This window comes from Pseudomonas sp. MF6767, from assembly GCF_016405475.1.
Classification (GTDB): domain Bacteria; phylum Pseudomonadota; class Gammaproteobacteria; order Pseudomonadales; family Pseudomonadaceae; genus Aquipseudomonas; species Aquipseudomonas paracarnis.
On the sequence record NZ_JAEKCY010000002.1, the window covers coordinates 297,986 to 318,615 of the forward strand.

Annotated in this window: 18 protein-coding genes and 1 pseudogene; 12 read left to right on the forward strand and 7 right to left on the reverse strand. The window is 60.6% G+C overall.

The genetic code is table 11. The features are described from left to right. Together JFT58_RS04645 and JFT58_RS04650 are read right to left on the reverse strand one after the other, a co-directional pair. The gene (locus JFT58_RS04645) at window positions 1-663 is read right to left on the reverse strand and encodes an amino acid ABC transporter permease (protein ID WP_054896547.1); all 663 of its coding nucleotides are present in this window, start codon (window positions 661-663) and stop codon (window positions 1-3) included. Window positions 664-715: 52 nt separating this feature from the next. Continuing rightward, window positions 716-1,564 (reverse strand): transporter substrate-binding domain-containing protein, encoded by an 849-nt coding sequence (locus JFT58_RS04650; RefSeq protein ID WP_054896548.1) that lies wholly within the window; start codon window positions 1,562-1,564, stop codon window positions 716-718. Between the two features lie 281 nt (window positions 1,565-1,845). Between JFT58_RS04650 and JFT58_RS04655 the strand changes: the two genes are divergently transcribed. Further along, complete coding sequence (locus JFT58_RS04655) at window positions 1,846-2,094, forward strand: hypothetical protein (protein ID WP_034125743.1); 249 nt, start codon at window positions 1,846-1,848, stop codon at window positions 2,092-2,094. Between the two features lie 80 nt (window positions 2,095-2,174). Beyond that, window positions 2,175-2,456, forward strand: a pseudogene (locus JFT58_RS04660) (thioredoxin family protein); the annotation flags it as partial. Window positions 2,457-2,478: 22 nt separating this feature from the next. On the opposite strand, the gene JFT58_RS04665 reads toward JFT58_RS04660, so the two are convergent. The 3 genes from JFT58_RS04665 to rpiB form a co-directional block, all read right to left on the reverse strand. Beyond that, window positions 2,479-4,047: a TerC family protein gene (locus JFT58_RS04665; RefSeq protein WP_034125744.1), complete on the reverse strand. Its 1,569-nt coding sequence runs from the start codon at window positions 4,045-4,047 to the stop codon at window positions 2,479-2,481. A gap of 431 nt (window positions 4,048-4,478) precedes the next feature. Continuing rightward, window positions 4,479-5,459, reverse strand: a complete 981-nt coding sequence (locus tag JFT58_RS04670) for a sugar-binding transcriptional regulator (protein ID WP_034125745.1) — start codon at window positions 5,457-5,459, stop codon at window positions 4,479-4,481. Window positions 5,460-5,522: 63 nt separating this feature from the next. Next, the gene (rpiB, locus tag JFT58_RS04675; protein ID WP_034125746.1) at window positions 5,523-5,984 is read right to left on the reverse strand and encodes a ribose 5-phosphate isomerase B; all 462 of its coding nucleotides are present in this window, start codon (window positions 5,982-5,984) and stop codon (window positions 5,523-5,525) included. A 262-nt stretch (window positions 5,985-6,246) separates the two neighbouring features. Between rpiB and JFT58_RS04680 the strand changes: the two genes are divergently transcribed. The 7 genes from JFT58_RS04680 to dhaL all read left to right on the forward strand — a co-directional run bounded on the left by JFT58_RS04680 (window position 6,247) and on the right by dhaL (window position 13,516). After that, window positions 6,247-7,734 carry a sugar ABC transporter ATP-binding protein gene (locus JFT58_RS04680; RefSeq protein WP_054896549.1) on the forward strand — a complete coding sequence of 496 codons (1,488 nt, stop codon included), beginning with the start codon at window positions 6,247-6,249 and terminating at the stop codon, window positions 7,732-7,734. Further along, window positions 7,731-8,708: an ABC transporter permease gene (locus tag JFT58_RS04685; protein WP_014718193.1), complete on the forward strand. Its 978-nt coding sequence runs from the start codon at window positions 7,731-7,733 to the stop codon at window positions 8,706-8,708. The genes JFT58_RS04680 and JFT58_RS04685 overlap by 4 nt, the downstream gene beginning before the upstream one ends. A 34-nt stretch (window positions 8,709-8,742) precedes the next feature. After that, on the forward strand, window positions 8,743-9,750 hold the full coding sequence (locus tag JFT58_RS04690; RefSeq protein WP_034125748.1) for a substrate-binding domain-containing protein: 1,008 nt from the start codon (window positions 8,743-8,745) through the stop codon (window positions 9,748-9,750). Between the two features lie 121 nt (window positions 9,751-9,871). Beyond that, window positions 9,872-10,627 (forward strand): SDR family oxidoreductase, encoded by a 756-nt coding sequence (locus JFT58_RS04695; protein ID WP_054896550.1) that lies wholly within the window; start codon window positions 9,872-9,874, stop codon window positions 10,625-10,627. Window positions 10,628-10,654: 27 nt separating this feature from the next. Continuing rightward, entirely contained in the window at window positions 10,655-11,770 is a 1,116-nt protein-coding gene (locus JFT58_RS04700; protein ID WP_198834302.1) for an MDR/zinc-dependent alcohol dehydrogenase-like family protein, read from the forward strand. Between the two features lie 96 nt (window positions 11,771-11,866). Next, the gene (locus JFT58_RS04705) at window positions 11,867-12,868 is read left to right on the forward strand and encodes a dihydroxyacetone kinase subunit DhaK (RefSeq protein WP_034125751.1); all 1,002 of its coding nucleotides are present in this window, start codon (window positions 11,867-11,869) and stop codon (window positions 12,866-12,868) included. A 3-nt stretch (window positions 12,869-12,871) separates the two neighbouring features. Next, window positions 12,872-13,516 (forward strand): dihydroxyacetone kinase subunit DhaL, encoded by a 645-nt coding sequence (gene dhaL / locus JFT58_RS04710; protein WP_054896551.1) that lies wholly within the window; start codon window positions 12,872-12,874, stop codon window positions 13,514-13,516. 148 nt (window positions 13,517-13,664) lie between these two features. Here dhaL and sohB read toward each other — a convergent pair whose 3' ends face one another. Next, a complete protein-coding gene (gene sohB, locus JFT58_RS04715; RefSeq protein WP_014718187.1) occupies window positions 13,665-14,690 on the reverse strand; it encodes a protease SohB in 1,026 nt (341 codons plus the stop codon). Window positions 14,691-14,884: 194 nt separating this feature from the next. Here sohB and JFT58_RS04720 point away from each other — a divergent pair, with 194 nt between their 5' ends. Further along, on the forward strand, window positions 14,885-15,595 hold the full coding sequence (locus JFT58_RS04720) for a histidine phosphatase family protein (RefSeq protein ID WP_034135852.1): 711 nt from the start codon (window positions 14,885-14,887) through the stop codon (window positions 15,593-15,595). A gap of 56 nt (window positions 15,596-15,651) precedes the next feature. Further along, window positions 15,652-15,966 (forward strand): SCP2 sterol-binding domain-containing protein, encoded by a 315-nt coding sequence (locus JFT58_RS04725; protein ID WP_054896552.1) that lies wholly within the window; start codon window positions 15,652-15,654, stop codon window positions 15,964-15,966. A gap of 192 nt (window positions 15,967-16,158) precedes the next feature. Here the strand turns inward: JFT58_RS04725 and JFT58_RS04730 are convergent, their stop codons facing one another. Then, window positions 16,159-18,795 carry an MGH1-like glycoside hydrolase domain-containing protein gene (locus tag JFT58_RS04730; protein WP_054896553.1) on the reverse strand — a complete coding sequence of 879 codons (2,637 nt, stop codon included), beginning with the start codon at window positions 18,793-18,795 and terminating at the stop codon, window positions 16,159-16,161. 198 nt (window positions 18,796-18,993) lie between these two features. Between JFT58_RS04730 and hglS the strand changes: the two genes are divergently transcribed. Further along, window positions 18,994-20,370, forward strand: a complete 1,377-nt coding sequence (gene hglS, locus JFT58_RS04735; protein WP_054896554.1) for a 2-oxoadipate dioxygenase/decarboxylase HglS — start codon at window positions 18,994-18,996, stop codon at window positions 20,368-20,370. The last annotated feature ends 260 nt before the right edge of the window (window positions 20,371-20,630 follow it).

Sequence of the window (20,630 nt, forward strand, 5' to 3'; positions counted from 1 at the left end):
TTAACGACGGATAGCCAAACGCTGTTCCAGGTAACGGAGCAGCATGGCAATCAGGTAACAGGCAGCCACGTAGAGCGCGGTCGTGACCAGCCAGGTTTCAATCACCCGGTAGCTTTCGACGTTGATCTTGCGGGCGTAATAGGTCAGCTCCGGCACCGCGATCGCGGCGGCCAGGGAGGTGTCCTTGAACAGCGAGATGAAGTTGTTCGAGAGTGCCGGCAACACGTTGCGCAGCATCACCGGCACGGTGATGTAAGCGCGAATCCGCCACTCCCCCAGGCCGATGGCCAGGCCGGCTTCCCGCAAGCCCTTGGGAATATTCACCAGGCCTGCGCGGAATACCTCGGTGAGATAGGCACCGGCATACAGCGACAGGGTGATGATGAACGAGGGAATCTTATCCAGCCGAATGCCCAGGGAGGGCAAGGCGAAGTAGATCAACAGGATCAACACCAGGATCGGGGTGTTGCGCACCACGGTGACATACACCGAGGCAATAATACGCAACGCGCGGTACCTGGAAAGCATGGCAAACGCCATCAACAGGCCGATCACGCAGCCGATGGCGATCGACAGCAACGCCAACTGCAGCCCCAGGCCGAGCCCCGCCAGCAAGGTGTCGAAATCACGCCAGACGGCGGCAAAGTTCAACTGATAGTTCATGGTCAGCAGCACCTGAAGGGGGCGTGTTCAGGCACGCCCCTGTTGTTGCGGGTCACTTGAATTCCACGGGAAAACCAATCGCCGGTTCTGGCAGTTCCACGCCGAACCACTGCTTGAACGAGGCTTTGTAGGTGGGGAATTCCACACCGGTCATGGCTTCGTGCAGCGCGGTGTTGACGAAATTCAGCCAGTCCTGGTCGCCGCGCTTGACCGCGCAGGCATAGGTTTGCGGGCTCCAGGCGTAGGTGGGGCTGCGGTAGCGGCCAGGGTTCTGCACCATCAGGTATTTGACCGAGGACTGGTCGGTGGCAGCAGCATCGGCGCGGCCTGAGTTCACGGCCTGGTACATCAGGTCAACGCTGTCGTACTGATCGACCTTGGCCTTGGGCAGTGCCTGGTGCACCAACTCTTCGGCATACACGTTCTGCAGCACAGCCACGGTGACGTCGTCGCCCGCCGCCTGCAGGTCTTCGATTTCCTTGTATTTGCTGTTATTGGGCAACAGCAGGCCGACGCCTTCCCGGTAGTACGGCAGGGTAAAGGCCACCTGCTGCGCACGGCTGGCGGTAACGGTGATGAACTGGCAGCTCATGTCGACCTTGTCGGTGAGCAGGTTGGGAATACGTGCATCGGACGATTGCACCACAAACTCCACCTTGCTCGGGTCATTGAACAAGCCTTTGGCCACGATGCGGCCGATGTCGATATCAAACCCCTGCAACTTGCCATCCGCTCCCTGGAAGTGCCACGGCGCATTGGTACTGCCTGTACCTACGATCAAGTGCCCACGCTTGAGCACATCATCGAGCTTGCTGTCCGCCGCCTGCACCACGCTGGCGAGGGAAGCCGATGCAGCGACGAGAAAAACACACGCTTTGAATACGGAAGGTCGGTGATGCATGACAAGCACTCCAGGGAGGGTGTATTCCGCTATACCGGAACTTGGTATGTAACAACGGAATAGACAGCAGAAAGTGTGCCATAGGTGCTCATGGAAAGACATGCGCCCCGCAAATGCCTTGTGGATCAGTCAGATAGCGGCCTGACGGGAATACGGCGCCTGCCTGTGAGTAAAAACGCTTTGCTACGCAAGACCTCAAACCCTGTTACTGCGCACCAATACCGAACGCCTGGGCTAACCTCTAAGAGCGTGCTTGCTCGCCCTTACATGGAACCTGACTGATGAAACTGCGATATATCTTGCCCGTGCTTTTGCTCGGGGTGGCTGGCAACGCCCTGGCCAGTAGCGACCGCCGTGAATGCAAGGAAGAACTGCAGAAACTCAAGGAAGCCTTCAGCACCGACTACACCGCCCAGAATCACCATGGCTATCGCCGGGCCAAGGCCTCCCGCGACAATGAGGAATACGAGAAGTGCGCGAGCCAGGCCCGCAAGGCCAGGGAGCGCATAGAGCGCGAGGCAGACCTGTGAAGGTTGACAGTAGACGGTGATAAGCCACGGGCTTAGCGTTGGCAAACACCCACGCGGCTTGAAGGGAGATCACCATGGGAATGGCCACCCGCATCATTTCCAGCGCCAAAGCGTTCGAACGCGTACTGAATACACCGCGCCCGGTGTTCCTCCTGTTTGTATCAGAGCACTGCCCCGCTTGCGCGCAGGCAGGCTCCTTGTTCGAACAGCACGCCTGGCAGCATCCCTGGGTCGTGAGCCTGGTACTCGATTGCGCCCATACGCCGAGGCACCCTGACGTGTCAGGCACCCCGACGCTGCTGATCTATCGCAAGGGCGCCCTGGTGGAACAACACAAAGGTTTGGGCCCCCTTGAAGAACAAGAGCAGTACGTGAAGGACATCTTCAGCCGTTATGACCTGAGCAAGGGTGCAAGTGCACTTGCGTCACTCGACGCTCCTCCACTTCAGCCACGGTCAAACGCCAGCCTTCATGTTCCAGGCTATCGCCCACCACCGGCAGGCGGTCAAGCAGGCTCATCACCAAACCTGCCAGGGTTTGATAATCCTCGGTCGTCACCGCCTTGAAGCCCGTGCGTTGACGCACCAGGTTGAGGTTCAAGGCGCCATTGGCACGGAAGCCATCGCCTTGCTCGACAATATCGGGCCCTTCGATTTCGCTAGCATCGGGCAATTCACCGGCGATGGATTCCAGAATATCCGTCATGCTCAATACGCCCATGAAGTCGCCGAATTCGTTGATCACGAAAGCGATGTGAGTGGACTCCTGGCGCATTTGCTCCAGGGCATTGAGGATCGAAAAACTGTCCAGCAGGTTGATCGCCCGACGCGCCAGGTGTTCCAGGTTCGGCTCGTTGCCCGCCAGGTACTCCTTGAGTAACTCCTTCTTGTGCACAAAACCCAGGGGCTCATCCACCGCACCGTTACGGATCAACGGCAGACGCGAGTAGGACGAGTGCATCAGTTTCAGACGGATCGTCTCGGGGTCATCCGCCAGGTCGATGCAATCAACCTTGGCCCTTGGCGTCATCAGGGTGCGAATCGGCCGCTCGGCCAGTTGCAGCACGCCGCTGATCATCACCCGTTCGCGTCGGTCAAACAGCGGACCCTGCGCAGCATCCGGCTCGCCCAGCAGATCAGCCACGTCTTCACCCACCTCTTCCACCGCCAGGCTGCGGCCGCCCAACAAGCGCATCACCGCATGGGCGGTACGCTCACGCACCGGCAACACGCCCTGCGCCGACTTCTTGCGACGGGCTCGGGCGATCTGGTTGAACACCTCGATCAGAATCGAGAAGCCAATAGCCGCGTACAGGTAGCCCTTGGGAATATGGAAGCCCAAGCCTTCGGCGGTCAGGGCGAAGCCGATCATCATCAAGAAGCCCAGGCACAGCATGATCACGGTCGGATGCGCATTGACGAAACGGGTCAGCGGCTTGCTCGCCACGATCATCAGGCCGATGGACACGATCACGGCGATCATCATCACCGCCAGCTCGTCGACCATGCCCACGGCGGTAATCACCGCGTCGAGGGAGAACACCGCATCCAGCACCACGATCTGCGCGACAATAGGCCAGAACATTGCGTAAGCCACACTGCCCTTGTGCTGCGCCACATGGCCTTCAAGGCGCTCATGCAATTCCATGGTGGCCTTGAACAACAGGAACACACCACCAAACAGCATGATCAGGTCACGGCCGGAGAAGCTCTTGTCGAACACCTCGAACAGCGGCTGGGTCAGGGTCACCAACCAGGAAATACTCGCCAACAGGCCCAGGCGCATCAATAGCGCCAAGGACAAGCCGATCAACCGTGCACGGTCACGCTGCTCCGGCGGCAACTTGTCCGCCAGGATCGCGATAAACACCAGGTTGTCGATACCCAGCACCAGTTCCAGCACAATCAAGGTCGCAAGGCCGAGCCAGGCCGTAGGATCCGCTAACCATTCCATTTATAAATTCTCTGTCTTTAAAGTGTTCAGAACGCCGGGCACGGCAAAGTGCGGTCATGCGACCGGGACAAGGTTAGTTGACGGAATACGGGGTGCTTCAGCGGGAACAGCGACAGCGGTTGTCTTGGGGAAAGACGACTGGGAGGCTCCGAGAGGGTGTTCATGCAAGTCCTGAAATGACAAAAGGACTTGAATCCTACATTCGAAATACAAATTTCCCACAACGCAAAACTATTACAAAACCTGTAAACCCCATCAGAAGCACAGCAACTCTTGTGGGAGCTGGCCTGCGATGCCGGCACCTCGATGCATGATCGTTCCCACGCTCTGCGTGGGAATGCCGCCTGTGACGCTCCGCGTCCCACCCGCGCAAGGATGACGCGGAGCGTCACAGGATGCGTTCCCACGCTGGAGCGTGGGAACGATCTGTATCAGGTTTTACGAGTGGCATCGTCCAGCGCCAGGATGGTGTGGGCATTGGTGACGGTGGTCGCCAGCGTATTGATCACCCCCGAACGCAACGCCCCCAAGGTCGCCGCCGCCTTGGTGTTCTCGCTGGCAATCGCCACCACATCCGGGATGCGAAACAGCTCCTGCACCGTCAACCCGATCACGCGCCCCTGGATGGCGTTGACCGCCGGCTGGCCGTGAATGTCGATAAAGTCATAGCCCATCATGTCGCCCACGGTGCCAGACAACCGCGCCTGGGCGATTTCCTGGGGCGAGAACCAGCCCATGCGCACCATGTTGCTGTTCTCGCTCATGTCGCCGATGCCGATCAGGGCGATATCGGCACGGCGGGCGCGGTCAAGGGTCGAACGCACCGTGTCGTTGTTGATCAGCACCCCGCGCAGTTCCGGGTTGGCCACCAGCGCCGGGGCGTACAGGCTTTCACTTTCGCCACCAAAGCGCAGGGCCAGGCGTCGGCAGATGTGGTCAGGGTTCATGTATTCGCCGGCCTTGAGCGAACCGCCGATGGCACACACGAAAGTGCAGTTGCGGGTCACCGGCAGAAACACGTTATCGGCCACCGCGCCGACGTTACGCCCCATGCCCACGGCAACGATCATCCCATCACTCAGGGTCTTGTTGAGGTAGTTGGCGACCAGGCTGGCGACCGCCGAGCGCTGGGTGTCGGGGTCGCTGTGGTCGACTGCGATCAAGGCGCGGTCGAGCTTGAAGCGCTCCACCAGCGCCCGCTCCAGCTCGTTGTTCATCGCCGGGTGCTGCAACACGCGCACCTCGACGATCCCTTCATCCCGAGCACGCTTGAGCAGGCGGCTGACTTTGGCCCGCGACAGGTCAAAGCGCTTGGCAATGGCCTCCTGAGTGACGTTCTCAAGGTAATAGAGCATCGCCACTTCGGTCATCTGATCGATATCACTGGCCATGCGCTGGGTACTGTCACTCATGGGGACGGGCTTCCGTTTCGGCGTCAAAGGCGCATTCTCCCGACTCTTGCCCCGCGCCGTCCACTACTGATGCCCATCGCGCTCGATCGCATTGATGCGTTCGACCTTGGCCCCGGACCGCGCCGCTTCGAACTCCGAGGCCAAAAACGCACTGACGATGCTTTTGGCCAACTCCGCACCGATGACCCGCGCACCGATGGAGAGGATTTGCGCATCGTTACTCTTGCGCGCCCGCTCCGCCGAGTAGGTGTCATGGGCCTGGGCCGCACGGATACCCAGCACCTTGTTGGCCGAGATGGCCATGCCTATGCCGGTGCCGCATACCAGCACGCCGAGGCGCTGTTGCCCGGCATTGATGGCGGTGGCCACGGCCAGGGCGATGTCCGGGTACAGCACCGGCACCGTTGAATGCGTACCGAAGTCGGTCACCGGGTATCCCAACGCCTCGATATGGCGCTTCAACAACTCTTTGAGCTCAAAACCCGCTTCATCACATCCGATAGCCACCGGGAAAGGTGTGTTCATGGCGCCAAACTCCACTGATCAAATGATCACTTAGTGAAATATCTCTCACCCATTTCGCAAGCATTCACCCCTTACTGTCAAGCGAGATTTAACTGACCTGCCAGTCAAAGCCCTATACCAAGGCAATAACCGCGTCAAAGATGAGAATCACACCTTTTAAGTGAAAGAGATTGACTGATCAGAATTTCATTTGATACACATATGATCACAGCGAAACATGACTGTGCGACCTAATAAGAATTCACAGCACGAGGACACGCCGATGGCCACGCCATTACTGCTCCAGGCTGAACACGTCGCCAAGGCTTACGCCGGGGTACCAGCCCTGCGCGACGGGCGCCTTTCTCTGCGCGCCGGCAGCGTCCACGCCCTGTGCGGCGGCAACGGTGCCGGCAAGTCAACCTTCCTGAGCATCCTGATGGGCATCACCCAGCGTGACGCCGGCAGCATTCTGCTCAACGGCGCACCGGTGCAGTTCAATCGCCCGAGTGAAGCCTTGGCGGCGGGGATCGCAATGATCACCCAGGAGCTCGAACCCATCCCCTACATGACCGTCGCCGAAAACATCTGGCTGGGCCGCGAACCGCGCCGCGCCGGTTGCATCGTCGACAGCAAGGCCCTCAACCGCCGTACCCGTGAACTGCTCGAAAGCCTGGAGTTCGACGTCGACGCCACCAGCCCCATGCACCGCTTGAGCGTGGCGCAGATGCAATTGGTGGAAATCGCCAAGGCGTTCAGCCATGACTGCCAGGTGATGATCATGGACGAGCCCACCTCGGCCATCGGCGAGCGCGAGGCCGAAACCCTGTTCAAGGCGATTCGCCGCCTTACCGCGCGCGGCGCCGGCATCGTGTACGTGTCCCATCGACTGAGCGAACTGGCGCAGATCGCCGATGACTACAGCATCTTCCGTGATGGCGCCTTTGTCGAAAGCGGGCGCATGGCCGATATCGACCGCGACCACCTGGTGCGCGGCATTGTCGGCCAGGAACTGACGCGCATCGACCACAAGGCGGGCCGCGAATGTGCGGCCAGCACCTGCCTGCAAGTCGACAACCTGAGCCGCAACGGTGAGTTCCACGACATCAGCCTGCAACTGCGCCGTGGCGAGATCCTCGGCATTTATGGGTTGATGGGCTCCGGGCGCAGTGAATTCCTCAATTGCATCTACGGCCTGACCGTGGCGGATTCCGGCAGCGTTACCTTGCGAGGCAAGCCCATGCCCATCGGGCAGCCCAAGGCGACCATCGACGCCGGCATGTCGCTGGTTACCGAAGACCGCAAGGACAGCGGCCTGGTGCTGACCGGCAGCATCCTGTCGAACATTGCACTGTCGGCCTATAAGCGCTTGTCGAGTTGGTCGCTGATCAACGCACGTAAAGAAGCGCAACTGGCCGAGGAGATGGTCAAGCGCTTGCAGATCAAGACCAGCTCCCTGGAGCTGCCGGTGGCATCAATGAGCGGCGGCAACCAGCAAAAGGTGGTGCTCGCCAAATGCCTGTCCACCGAGCCGGTATGCCTGCTCTGCGATGAACCCACCCGCGGCATCGACGAAGGCGCCAAACAGGAGATCTACCACCTGCTCGACCAGTTCGTGCGCGCCGGTGGCGCAGCCATTGTGGTGTCGTCGGAAGCACCGGAACTGCTGCACTTGAGCGACCGCATCGCCGTCTTCAAAGGCGGCCGGCTGGTCACTATCAGCACCGACACCGCCCTTTCCCAGGAAGCCTTGTTGAGTCTTGCCTCATGAATGCCAAAACCATCGTTGCTCCCGTTACTGCCGCGCCGCGCAACCGCCTGCGCCTGTCCCTCGACCGCTTCGGCCTGCCGCTGGTGTTTATCCTGCTGTGCGTGGTGATGGCGTTTTCCAGCGAATACTTCATGACCTGGCGCAACTGGATGGACATCCTGCGCCAGACCTCCATCAACGGCATTCTCGCCGTGGGCATGACCTATGTGATCCTGACCAAGGGCATCGACCTGTCGGTGGGGTCGATCCTGGCGTTCGCCGGGTTGTGCAGCGCCATGGTCGCCACCCAGGGTTATGGCCTGTTGGCGGCGGTCAGCGCGGGGATGTTTGCCGGCGCGATGCTCGGGGTGGTCAATGGTTTCATGATCGCCAACCTGTCGATCCCGCCGTTCGTGGCCACCCTCGGCATGCTCAGCATCGCCCGGGGCATGACCTTTATTCTCAACGACGGCAGCCCGATCACCGACCTGCCCGACGCCTACCTGGCCCTGGGCATCGGCAAGGTCGGCCCGGTGGGCGTGCCGATCATCATCTTCGCCGTGGTCGCGCTTATTTTCTGGATGGTGCTGCGCTACACCACCTACGGCCGTTATGTGTACGCGGTGGGCGGCAATGAAAAAAGCGCGCGCACATCGGGCATTGGCGTGCGCAAGGTGATGTTCTCGGTGTACGTGGTCTCGGGCCTGCTCGCCGGGTTGGCCGGCGTGGTGCTGTCGGCACGCACCACCTCTGCCCTGCCCCAGGCCGGGGTTTCCTATGAGTTGGACGCGATTGCCGCGGTGGTGATCGGTGGCACCAGTTTGTCCGGCGGTACCGGCAGCATTGTCGGCACCTTGTTCGGGGCACTGTTGATCGGCGTGATCAACAACGGCCTGAACCTGCTCGGCGTGTCCTCCTATTACCAGCAGGTCGCCAAGGGCCTGATCATCGTGTTTGCAGTACTGATCGACGTGTGGCGCAAGAAGAAACGCTGAAGAACGACCCATAACAATAACTGGAGTTCTACTTATGAAACTGGGTACCACCCTGGCCGCTGCGGCGGCCCTCTCCCTGCTCGCCAGCAGTATCGCCCTGGCCGCCGACGGCAAGACCTACAAGATCGGCGCAGCCGTCTATGGCCTCAAGGGTCAGTTCATGCAGAACTGGGTCCGCGAGCTCAAGGAACATCCGGCCGTCAAGGATGGCACCGTGCAGTTGACCGTGTTCGACGGCAACTACGACGCCCTGACCCAGAACAACCAGATCGAAAACATGGTGACCCAACGCTACGACGCGATTCTGTTCGTACCGATTGATACCAAGGCCGGCGTCGGTACCGTCAAGGCCGCCATGAGCAACGACGTGGTGGTCATCGCCTCCAATACGAAAGTAGCCGATGCCAGCGTGCCGTATGTGGGTAACGACGACGTGGAAGGCGGCCGCCTGCAGGCCCAGGCCATGGTCGACAAGCTCAATGGCAAAGGCAACGTGGTGATCATCCAGGGCCCGATTGGCCAGTCGGCGCAGATCGACCGGGAAAAAGGCGAGCTGGAAGTGCTGGGCAAACACCCGGACATCAAGATCATCGAAAAGAAAACCGCCAACTGGGACCGCGCCCAGGCCATGACGCTCACCGAAGACTGGCTCAACGCCCACCCCAAGGGCATCAATGGCGTGATCGCCCAGAATGACGACATGGCCCTGGGCGCCGTGCAGGCGCTGAAGTCCCATGGCCTCACCTCCAAGGATGTGCCTGTGACCTCTATCGACGGCATGCCGGATGCGATCCAGGCGGCGAAAAAGGACGAAGTCACCACCTTCCTCCAGGATGCCCAGGCCCAGTCCCAAGGCGCGCTGGACGTAGCGTTGCGCGCCCTGGCCGGCAAGGACTACAAGCCACAATCGGTGATCTGGGAGCGCTATGCCAAAGACGTGAAATGGGGTGACGGCACGGCCAAGAATTACATTCTGCCGTGGGTGCCGGTGACCAATGCCAATGCGGACGCGCTGTACAAGCAAGTCAGCGGCGGTAAGTAGTTTGATCGTTCCCACGCTCCGCGTGGGAACGCATCCCGTGACGCTCCGCGTCACTTAACATCGGAACGCAGAGCGTTCCACGCGGCATTCCCACGCAGAGCGTGGGAACGAGGAGTCATTCATGTCTGGTTTCTGGAACCAAGCCTTCGACCTCAGCGGCCGTTGCGCGGTGATCACCGGTGGCGCCGCCGGCATCGGCCTGGCCTGCGCTACCTTGCTGGCGGAACGCGGCGCAAGGGTGGCGCTGCTGGACCGCGATCCGGCCGTGGTCGAGGTGGCCGCCAGCCTGGGTGCCGGGCACCTTGGCATTGCCGTCGACCTCGGGAGGATCGACCAGATACAACCGACCGTCGACAAGGTGTTCGCGCATTTCCAGCGCCTGGATTACCTGATCAACAGCGCAGGCGTGGTGCTGCTGGACAAGGCCATCGACGTCAGCGAAAGCGCCTGGGACACCACCTTGGACATCAACCTCAAGGCCAGTTTTTTCATGGCTCAGGCCTGCGCCAGGCACATGATCGCCCAGGGCAGCGGGCGCATCGTCAACCTGGCGTCCCAGGCTGCCGTGATTGGCCTGGACCGTCACGTCGCCTACTGCGCCAGCAAAGCCGCCATCGTCGGCATGACCAAAGTATTGGCCATGGAGTGGGCGCCGCAGATCAACGTCAACGCCATCTCCCCGACCATCGTCGAAACCGCCCTGGGCAAAAAAGCCTGGGCGGGCGAGGTGGGTGAGCGGGCCAAATTGCAGATTCCGGCAGGTCGCTTTGCCCAGCCGGAAGAAATCGCCGGGCTGGCGTTGTACCTGCTCAGTGATGCCGCGCAGATGATCACCGGTGCCAACATGGTGATCGACGGCGGCTACAGCATTCAGTAATTCATCGTTATGTCGTGAGGTTTTGTCATGTCCACCGTCACCGAACGCACACCTGAACAACTCGCCCCGAGCATCCCGAAAACCATGCAGGCTGTGGTCTGCCACGGTCCCGAAGATTACCGCCTGGAAACCGTCGACGTGCCCACACCCGGCCCCGACGAGATCCTGACCAAAGTCGAGCTGTGCGGCATTTGCATGGGCGATATCAAGACCTATCGCGGCGCGCCGTCGTTCTGGGGCGATACCGAACAACCGCGCTACGTGAAGCCACCGATGATCCCCGGGCATGAGTTCGTGTGCCGCGTGGTCGCCCTTGGCCCAGGCGCCGAGAAGCGCGGCGTGGCCGTGGGCGACCGGGTGATCTCCGAGCAGATCGTGCCGTGCTGGGGCTGCCGCTTTTGCAACCACGGCCAGTACTGGATGTGCCAGAAGCACGACCTGTATGGCTTCCAGAACAATGTGCAGGGCGCCATGGCCCAATACATGATCTTCACCAAGGAAGGCATCATCCACAAAGTACCGGAATCCATCGCCCCCGATGAAGCGATCCTGATCGAACCCCTGGCCTGCTCGCTACACGCGGCGGAACGCGCCAACGTCGACCATGACGACATCGTGGTGGTCGCCGGCGCCGGCACCCTGGGCCTGGGCATCATCGGCGCGGTGCGGTTGCGCAACCCGAAAAAACTCATCGTGCTGGACATGAAACCCGAACGCGCCGCCCTCGCCCTGCGCCTGGGCGCCGATGAAGTGTGGAACCCGGCCGAGGTGGATGTGTTGGCGAAGATCCGCGAAATCACCGATGGCTACGGCTGCGACATTTATATCGAGGCGACCGGGCATCACAAGGCGGTGAACCAAGGCCTGGCGATGCTGCGCAAGCTGGGACGCTTTGTGGAATTCAGCGTGTTCAATGACGAGGCCACGGTGGATTGGTCGATCATCGGTGACCGCAAGGAGCTGGATATCCTCGGCTCGCACCTGGGGCCGTATATGTACCCAAGGGCCATAGACTTTATCGGCAACCGCAAGATCGATATGCGCGACGTGGTGACCCACAAGTTTGCGCTGGCGGACTTCAAGGAAGCCTTTGCAGTGATGGAACGCGGCGATAAATCGCTGAAGGTTGTGCTCGAACCCTGATCTCAGTAACAACACAAAACCCTGTGGGAGCTGGCTTGCCTGCTCCCACAATGGAAGGGTGTCGCCCCTTAGAACAAGAACACAGGAACCCGCGTTATGAATCGAGTCATCAACGATCCCGACCAAGTGGTCGAAGACATGCTGCGCGGCATCCTGGTCGCGCACCCCGAACTGCGCCAGTACGAAAGCAACCCACGGGTCATTGTCCGGGCCAGACCGTCCGCCCAGGGCCGCGTCGGCATTGTCACCGGCGGCGGCTCCGGGCATGAACCGGCGTTCCTCGGCTATGTTGGCCCGGGCCTGGTGGATGCGGTGGCCGTCGGCGAGATTTTTTCCTCGCCCACCGCCAAAAGCTTTTTCGACGCCTTCCGCGCCGCCGACCATGGCGCAGGCGTGGCCTGTCTGTACGGCAACTACGCCGGCGACAACATGAACGTGAAGCTGGCAATGAAAATGGCCGCCAGCAAAGACATGCGCATCCGCACCGTGGTCGCCAACGACGACGTGGCCTCCGCGCCAAAGGCCGATATTGCCAAGCGTCGCGGCGTGGCCGGGGAGATCTTCATGTGGAAGATCGGCGGTGCCGCCGCTGCCCAGCATTACGACCTGGACGGCGTGATTCGGGTGGCGCAGAAAACCGTCGACCACTGCCGCTCGATTGGTATCGGCCTTACGCCCTGCACGATCGCCGCGGTGGGCAAGCCGAACTTCCAGATTCCCGACGGCCAGATGGAGCTGGGTATCGGCCATCATGGCGAACCGGGCATCGAAGTCATCCCGATTGAACCGGCCGCCGCCATGGCCGAGCGCATGCTGGCGCCGATCCTCGCCGACCGCGATTTCAGCCAGGACGACAGCGTGGTGGTGCTGGTCTCAGGCCTGGGCGCCACCCCGGTGATGGAGTTGTATATTTTCTACGCAGAGGTGGAAAAACAGCTCAAGGCCAAAGGTTTGAAGATTCACCGTTGCTACGTGGGCAACTACTTCACGTCCCTGGAGATGATGGGCGTGACCTTGACCCTGCTCGGCCTCGACGCCGAGCTGAAAACCTTGATCGACCAACCCTGCCGCTCCATCGGCATGACCCAGGCGGAGTGAACCATGAGCGAGCATTTTTCCACCCATGACGGTAGCGCCATTGTCGCCGACCTGGTCAGCGTGATCGTGGCAAACCGGGAGTACCTCAGCGAAGTCGACGGCGCTATAGGCGATGGCGACCATGGCATCAACATGGCCAAGGGCTTTGCCCATTGCGGCCGCACGATCGAAGGCCGCCAACTGACCCTGGCCGAAGCCCTGGATGAACTGACCCTGAGCCTGATGGAAGGCATCGGCGGCTCCATGGGGCCCTTGTATGGCAGCCTGTTTATCGGCATGGCCGACGAAGTGCGCGGCAGTGAAGACATCGACGCCGCCACCTTCGCCCACCTGCTGCGCGGCGGCTTGACCTCGTTGCAGGACATCACCGAAGCGGGCGTGGGCGACAAGTGCTTGATGGACACGTTGATCCCGGCGGTGGAAGCCTTTGAACGGGCGCATGCAGCGGCGCGTTCTTTCAGCGATGCACTCGACGCGATGAAAAGCGCTGCTTCTCAGGGGAGGGATTCGACCAAGGACCTGGTGGCCAAGATTGGCCGAGCGAGTCGTTTGGGTGAGCGCTCCCTCGGCGTTCTGGATGCCGGGGCCGTATCGTGCTGCCTGATCCTTACGCAGTTGGCGGACTCGATTAAACCCCGTTTGACCTGACATGAGCGTTCCCACGCTCCGCGTGGGAATGCAGCCTTGGACGCTCCGCGTCCCACCTACGCCAGGGTGACGCAGAGCGTCACTGGAGGCATTCCCACGCTCCGCGTGGGAACGATCGACAGGGGATTACCTGGTTTTCAGTACTGGCTTACCAGAACCGCTGCTGGGTCAAGCGGCTCCACCAGGTCAACAGCACCCGGTCCACCGAGCCGCTGGCCGCCAGGCCCACACGCTCCTGCAGGCTCTTACGCTCGGCATAGTGCAGGTGGAACACTTCGGCGGTCTTGGCCTTGGTGGCCAGGTATTCATCGCTGGTTTGCAGCTCATCAACCAGTTGTTTGTCGAGAGCGGCAACCCCCAACCACACTTCGCCAGTGGCCACCTCGTCAATCGCCAACTGCGGGCGGTAACGCGAGACGAAGTTCTTGAACAGCTGATGCGTGATGTCCAGGTCTTCCTGGAACTTCTCCCGGCCCTTCTCGGTGTTTTCGCCGAACACAGTGAGCGTGCGCTTGTATTCACCGGCGGTCAGCACTTCAAAGTCGATGTCGTGCTTTTTAAGCAGGCGATTGACGTTGGGCAACTGCGCCACCACGCCAATGGAACCGAGAATGGCGAAGGGTGCACTGATGATCTTCTCGCCGATGCACGCCATCATGTAGCCGCCGCTCGCCGCGACTTTGTCGATGCACACGGTCAACGGCACGCCGGCCTGGCGGATACGCGCCAGTTGCGAAGAGGCCAGGCCATAGCTGTGCACCATGCCGCCGCCGCTTTCCAGGCGTAGCACCACTTCGTCCTTGGGCGTCGCCAGGCTCAGCAGTGCGGTGATTTCATGGCGCAGGCTTTCGGTGGCCGAAGCCTTGATGTCACCGTCGAAATCCAGCACGAATACCCGTGGCTTGGGCTCGGGCTTCTTCTTGTCTTTCTTCTTTTCAGCTTTGCTTTCGGACTTGCGCAGGGCCTTGAGCTGGTCCTTGTCGAGCAGGCTGGACTCCAGGCGCTCACGCAAGCCCTTGTAGAAATCATTCAGCTTGCTGACCTGCAATTGGCCGGCGGATTTACGACGACCTTTGCTGCGCAGTGCTGCAAAGCTGATCAGTACCACCAGAATAGCGACCACCAGGGTGACGGTCTTCGCCAGAAAGCTCGCGTATTCGGCCAAAAAATCCATATGTCTCCTTAAAAAATGCACTGCGCCAGGCGCGGATGGCCTCAGCATACCGACGCCACTGCGAAGGAGCCAGTGATCAAACCGCCAGCAGGTGGGCTCCAACGCGCTTTTAAAACAAGCGTATGTTTTTTCATTGACAGCTCGCAGGCATCCTCATAACCTCGCCAGACTTTCAACGTACCGGGAAAACGGACGTGGGCAGCATTTATCTGATTCGACATGGCCAGGCTTCCTTCGGTGCAGACGACTATGACGTCCTCTCGCCCATTGGCGTGGAACAAGCGCAAGTGCTCGGTCGCCACCTGGCAGACCTGGGCATTGCGTTTGACCGCTGCATCGCCGGCGACCTGCGTCGCCAGCAGCACACTGCCAGCGCCACGTTCGACCAGTACAGCGCCCTGGGCTTGCCGGTTCCGGCATTGGAAACAGACAGCGCGTTCAACGAGTTCGACGGCGAGGCAATCATTCGCGGCCTGTTACCCGACCTGCTCAGCAGTGAGCCGGATGCCGTGCACATCCTGCGCAATGGCCCGCAGAACCGCAGCGAGTTCCAACGCATTTTCGCCCTGATCATCGAACGCTGGCTGGCCGGCACCTATGATCCGCCCGGGCTGGAAAGCTGGCTGGGGTTTGTCGAGCGGGTCCAGGGTGGTTTGCAGCGGATCCTTGAAGCCGCCAACCACACCGACAAAATCGCCGTATTCACCTCCGGCGGCACCATCACCGCCCTGCTCCACCTGATTACCCGAATGCCTGCCGCCCAGGCCTTCGAAATGAACTGGCAAATTGTTAACACCTCGCTCAACCAACTGAAGTTCCGTGGTCGCGAGGTGGCACTGGCTTCCTTCAACAGTCACGCCCACTTGCAACTGTTGAAGGCGCCGCAGCTCATCACTTTCCGATGAACTGCGGCCAACCGTGACCCCAAGGTCACTGGACTCTACCCTTAAGGATCGAAACCATGACTGACGTAGCTAAAGCAGTAGAAGCAATGAAAGCCAAATTCAACCCAAGCGCTGCCGAAGGCTTGGACCTGGTGTTCGGTTTCCGTATCGACGACAGCAAGAATTTCTCGCTGGTGGTCAAGGACAAGACCTGCGAGCTCAAAGAAGGCGAAAACCCTAACGCGCAGGTCACCCTGGTGATGGACAGCGAGACCCTGGAAGGCATCGTCGACGGCTCCACCGACGGCATGCAAGCGTTCATGGGCGGCAAGCTGCGCACCGAAGGCGACATGATGCTGGCGATGAAGCTGAGCGAGCTGTTCCCTTCCTGATTCACGGGTAACCCTGAATCCTGATCCCGCCTCCCCAGGCGGGATTTTTTTGCCTGCATTCTCGCGGTGAATGAAGATCCCCTGTGGGAGCTGGCTTGCCTGCGCTGGCATCTACTCCATTTGCCGGACGCACCGCGGTGCCTGTATCGCAGGCAAGCCAGCTCCCACAGAAAAGCAAATCCGTAGGACTGCTCAGGTTTTTGGCTGTAGCAACAACGCCACCAACGCGCTCCACCCGGTCTGGTGTGAAGCCCCCAACCCTCGCCCTGTCTCACCATGAAAATACTCATGGAACAACACCAGGTCACGACTGGCCGGGTCTTCCTGCAACTGCGCATACCCCGCCATCGACGGCCGCACACCGTTTTCATCTTTGAGAAACAGCCGCGTCAGCCGCTCGCTGAGGCTGTCAGCCACTTCCTCGAGTGACGCCAGATACCCACTGCCCGTCGGGTACTCCACGGAAAAATGCTCCGCGTAATAGCGATGAAATTCGCGCAACGATTCAATCAGCATGTAATTGACCGGCATCCACAGCGGCCCGCGCCAATTGGAGTTGCCGCCGTACAAGCGTGAGTCGGATTCACCGGGTTGGTAACTGGCGCACAAGGTGTCGCCATTCATCTTCAACGCCAGGGGCTGCTCGGCGAACGCCTTGGATAGGGCGCGCACGCCAAAGGCCGACAAGAACTCCTGGTCATCCAGCATGCGTCGCAGCAAATCCTTGGTGCGTTCACCGCGCAGCAGCGCCAGCAACAGGCGGTTGCCCTGCCCCGGTTCGGTCCAGCGCGAAACCAACCTGGCCAGGTCCGGCCGATGATGCATAAAGCCCAGCAGGCGCTCGCGCAAGCCTTCCAGGCCCTCGTGCTCGCGCTGTTCCAGCACAAGCACCGCGAACAGCGGCATTAACCCGACGATGGAGCGCAGGCGCACCGGTTCGCTCTGGCCATCAGGACGGTGCAGTACGTCGTAGAAAAACTGGTCCTGCTCATCCCACAAGCCTTCGGCGCTGTCATCGACGCGGTTGATAGCGCCGGCGATGTAGAGGAAATGCTCGAAAAACTTCACGGCAATGTCCACGTACACCACATTGCGCTTGGCCAACTCCAAGCCGATGCGCATCAGGTCCAGGGCATAGGCCGCCACCCAGGCGGTGCCATCGGCCTGGTCCAACTGGTAACCCGGCGGCAACGTGGCCGAGCGGTCGAACAAGGCGATATTGTCCAGGCCCAGAAAACCGCCCTGGAACAGGTTGCGGCCCTCGGCGTCCTTGCGGTTGACCCACCAGGAGAAATTCAGCAGCAGTTTGTGAAAGATCCGCTCCAGGAAATCCATGTCGCCCACGCCGGTCAACGCCTTGTCCTGCTGATATACGCGCCAGCTGGCCCAGGCGTGCACGGGCGGGTTGGCGTCGTCAAAGCGCCATTCGTAGGCCGGCAATTGGCCGTTGGGGTGCATGAAGCGGTCCTTTACCAGCAGCAACAGCTGTTGCTTGGCGTAACCGGGGTCGATCAGCGCGATGGCCACCGCCTGGAAGCCTTGATCCCAGGAGGCATACCAGGGGTATTCCCAAGTGTCGGGCATGGACAAGATGTCGAAGTTGCTCAGGTGCCGCCAATGGGTATTGCGGATAAGCAGACGCTCGGGCGGTGGCGCGGGCTGGGCCGGGTCGCCGTCAAGCCACTGGTTCACGTCGAAATAGTACAGTTGCTTGGACCACAGCAGGCCGGCCAGGGCCTGGCGTTGCACATTGCGCGCATCGTCATCGGCAAGGCCCTGTTGCAAGACCGCGTAGAAGTCATCGGCCTCCTGGCGGCGCTGTTCGAATAGCTTGCGCGCATTGACATCGGGCGCGTCCAAAGGCGCAAAACGCAGGTAGAGGATTTTGCTTTCCTGGCCCGCCAGTTCAAGGGTGAAATGCGCGGCCACCTTGGTGCCGGCGTCCCGGCGAACGGCCGACCCAACCCCGCCCACCACGTAATCATTAATGCCATCCTTAAATGGCCCCGGCGCCGGTTGCCCGTCCAGTTTGGGCCGATTGGTTTGGTTTTCGCAGAACAGCCACTGCAACCCGTCCTGGCCCCAGGCACTGAGGTGGCGATCATCGAGTTCATGATGACGCGCCAGAACCCGCTCGCCGTCCAACCTCAAGCTGGGCTTGGGTGCATCGAAGGTCCAGCTCCAGTCATTGCGCGCCCAGAGCTGGGGCAGCACCTGCAGGCGTGTGGGTTGGTCCGAACGGTTATGCACGGTGACGCGCATGAAAATATCGTCGGGCTGATGCTTGGCGTATTCGACACTGACGTCGCAGTAGTGGTTGTCTGCGAACACACCGGTATCAAGGATTTCATACTCGGCATCCGCCAGCCCACGACGGGCGTTTTCGGCGATCAGGTCAGCGTAGGGAAAGGCCGCATGGGGATATTTGTAGAGCATGCGCATGTAGGCATGGCTCGGCACGCCATCGACGAAAAAGTACAGTTCCTTGACGTCTTCACCGTGGTTGCCTTCGGCGTTGTCGAGGCCGAACAGACGTTCCTTGAGGATTGCGTCACGCTCGTTCCACAGCGCCAGGCCCAGGCACCAGCGTTGAGCCTTGTCACTGAAACCGGCCAATCCATCCTCGCCCCATCGATAGGCGCGGCTGCGTGCATGCTCATGAGGGAAGTAGGCCCAGGCGTCACCGTCGGCGCTGTAGTCTTCGCGCACCGTGCCCCATTGGCGTTCACTCAGGTACGGGCCCCAGTCGCGCCACTGCTCGGCGCCTGGCGTTGCCAGGCGCTGGCCTTCGAGGGTGTCCAGCAGGTTGGTTGCGGGTTTGGCCGTCATTGGGTCCTCCTTCACCTACACAGTGGAGCGCAGTGTAGAGCCCAATGACGCCCGCTTGCACATGAAGACTTGGACGCAGGGTCAACTCATTCATTTGCAGAATGAAGTCCAGAGGAATCTTCGTTTGCAAGCCGGCCGGCCGCTCAACAAAATCAGGCAAAGGCCACTTTCATCGTTCCAGTCATCAGGAATTTTTTTATGCACACCACTGCACATGTCAGCGCCGACGAGATCCGCAAGGGCTTTTCAAAGGCCATGTCTGACATGTATCGAGATGAAGTTCCATTATATGGGGCGTTGCTGGAGTTGGTGGCCGAGACCAATGCACATGTGCTCGACAGCGAACCGGGCCTGGCGCACCAGCTCAAACGTACCGGCGAAATCCAGCGCCTGGGCATGGAACGCCACGGCGCCATCCGCTTGGGCACCGCTGCGGAACTGGCAACCATCAGCCGTTTGTTCGCGGTGATGGGCATGCAACCGGTGGGGTACTACGACCTCACCCCCGCTGGCGTGCCTGTTCACTCCACCGCCTTTCGCGCCGTGCATGAACATGCGCTGCAAACCAGCCCGTTTCGCGTGTTCACCTCATTGCTGCGCCTGGAACTGATCGAAAACCCCGACCTGCGCGCCTTCGCCGAAAGCGCCCTGGCCAAGCGCTCGATCTTCACCGGCGAGGCCTTGGCATTGATCGACCAGGCAGAGACCCAAGGCGGCTTGAATGCCAGCGATGCCGAGGCCTTTATCCGCCAGGCCCTGGAGACGTTCCGCTGGCACCACACTGCCACCGTCACCGGCGCCCAATATCAGCAACTGAGCGACCAGCACCGCCTTATCGCCGACGTCGTCGCGTTCAAAGGCCCGCACATCAACCACCTGACGCCACGCACCCTGGACATCGACCAGGTGCAGGCGGCGATGCCCGGCAAAGGCATCACTCCCAAAGCCGTGATCGAAGGCCCACCTCGGCGCCAATGTCCGATCCTGCTGCGCCAGACCAGCTTCAAGGCCCTGGACGAACCCATCGCCTTCACCGATGCCCACGGCAGCCACAGCGCACGCTTCGGCGAAATCGAACAGCGCGGCGTCGCACTTACCCCTAAAGGCCGCGCCCTGTACGACCAACTGCTGAACGCCGCCCGCGACGAACTCGGCACATTCCCCAATGAGGCCAACGCCGAGCGCTATGTGCAATTGATGGAACAGCACTTCCACGCCTTCCCCGATAACTACCCGCAGATGCGCGAGCAGGGCTTGGCGTATTTTCGCTACTTCGTCACCGATAAAGGCCTGACGGCACGCGCCCAGGCCGATCAGCCGCGCACATTGGAGGCGCTGGTCGGTGCCGGTCATGTGGCGGTGGAGCCGTTGGTGTATGAGGACTTTTTGCCGGTCAGTGCGGCGGGGATCTTCCAGTCAAACCTGGGGGATGGGGCGCAGAGTCACTACGCGGGCAACTCCAACCGAGATGCCTTCGAACAGGCGCTGGGGCGCAGGACGATTGATGAGTTGCAGTTGTATGAGCAGACGCAGCAGCGTTCCATGGATATATGCGTTGAAACGCTGTTGAAATGACTGGATGCAAGACCGAACGCCAAGCGTCACGGCGTTGATGGTAACCACGATGCGAAGCGAGCCGCTTTTGATCTTGATCTGCTTTTGATCTTGATCTTAAGCGCCCCGTCAAACCACGCTGGCCGGAATTCGACAGGGATTTGGGGGGTAAACCGGCAGGGATGCGGGTTTAGCCGCCCCGCGCCATGGATGGCGCGTGGCGGCGGCCCCCCAAATCACTGGAGGATTACGGGCACACCGAGCCTAAGCGAGGTGCCGAG

Bases quoted from the DNA above. Each gene is read 5' to 3' on its own strand.
- JFT58_RS04690 (WP_034125748.1), top strand. From the start codon at position 8,743: ATGAAACTGGGTACCACCCTGGCCGCTGCGGCGGCCCTCTCCCTGCTC.
- dhaL (WP_054896551.1), top strand. From the start codon at position 12,872: ATGAGCGAGCATTTTTCCACCCATGACGGTAGCGCCATTGTCGCCGAC.
- sohB (WP_014718187.1), bottom strand. From the start codon at position 14,690: ATGGATTTTTTGGCCGAATACGCGAGCTTTCTGGCGAAGACCGTCACC.
- JFT58_RS04725 (WP_054896552.1), top strand. From the start codon at position 15,652: ATGACTGACGTAGCTAAAGCAGTAGAAGCAATGAAAGCCAAATTCAAC.
- JFT58_RS04685 (WP_014718193.1), top strand. From the start codon at position 7,731: ATGAATGCCAAAACCATCGTTGCTCCCGTTACTGCCGCGCCGCGCAAC.
- JFT58_RS04695 (WP_054896550.1), top strand. From the start codon at position 9,872: ATGTCTGGTTTCTGGAACCAAGCCTTCGACCTCAGCGGCCGTTGCGCG.
- rpiB (WP_034125746.1), bottom strand. From the start codon at position 5,984: ATGAACACACCTTTCCCGGTGGCTATCGGATGTGATGAAGCGGGTTTT.
- hglS (WP_054896554.1), top strand. From the start codon at position 18,994: ATGCACACCACTGCACATGTCAGCGCCGACGAGATCCGCAAGGGCTTT.
- JFT58_RS04645 (WP_054896547.1), bottom strand. From the start codon at position 663: ATGAACTATCAGTTGAACTTTGCCGCCGTCTGGCGTGATTTCGACACC.
- JFT58_RS04650 (WP_054896548.1), bottom strand. From the start codon at position 1,564: ATGCATCACCGACCTTCCGTATTCAAAGCGTGTGTTTTTCTCGTCGCT.
- JFT58_RS04665 (WP_034125744.1), bottom strand. From the start codon at position 4,047: ATGGAATGGTTAGCGGATCCTACGGCCTGGCTCGGCCTTGCGACCTTG.
- JFT58_RS04680 (WP_054896549.1), top strand. From the start codon at position 6,247: ATGGCCACGCCATTACTGCTCCAGGCTGAACACGTCGCCAAGGCTTAC.
- JFT58_RS04700 (WP_198834302.1), top strand. From the start codon at position 10,655: ATGTCCACCGTCACCGAACGCACACCTGAACAACTCGCCCCGAGCATC.
- JFT58_RS04730 (WP_054896553.1), bottom strand. From the start codon at position 18,795: ATGACGGCCAAACCCGCAACCAACCTGCTGGACACCCTCGAAGGCCAG.
- JFT58_RS04655 (WP_034125743.1), top strand. From the start codon at position 1,846: ATGAAACTGCGATATATCTTGCCCGTGCTTTTGCTCGGGGTGGCTGGC.
- JFT58_RS04705 (WP_034125751.1), top strand. From the start codon at position 11,867: ATGAATCGAGTCATCAACGATCCCGACCAAGTGGTCGAAGACATGCTG.
- JFT58_RS04670 (WP_034125745.1), bottom strand. From the start codon at position 5,459: ATGAGTGACAGTACCCAGCGCATGGCCAGTGATATCGATCAGATGACC.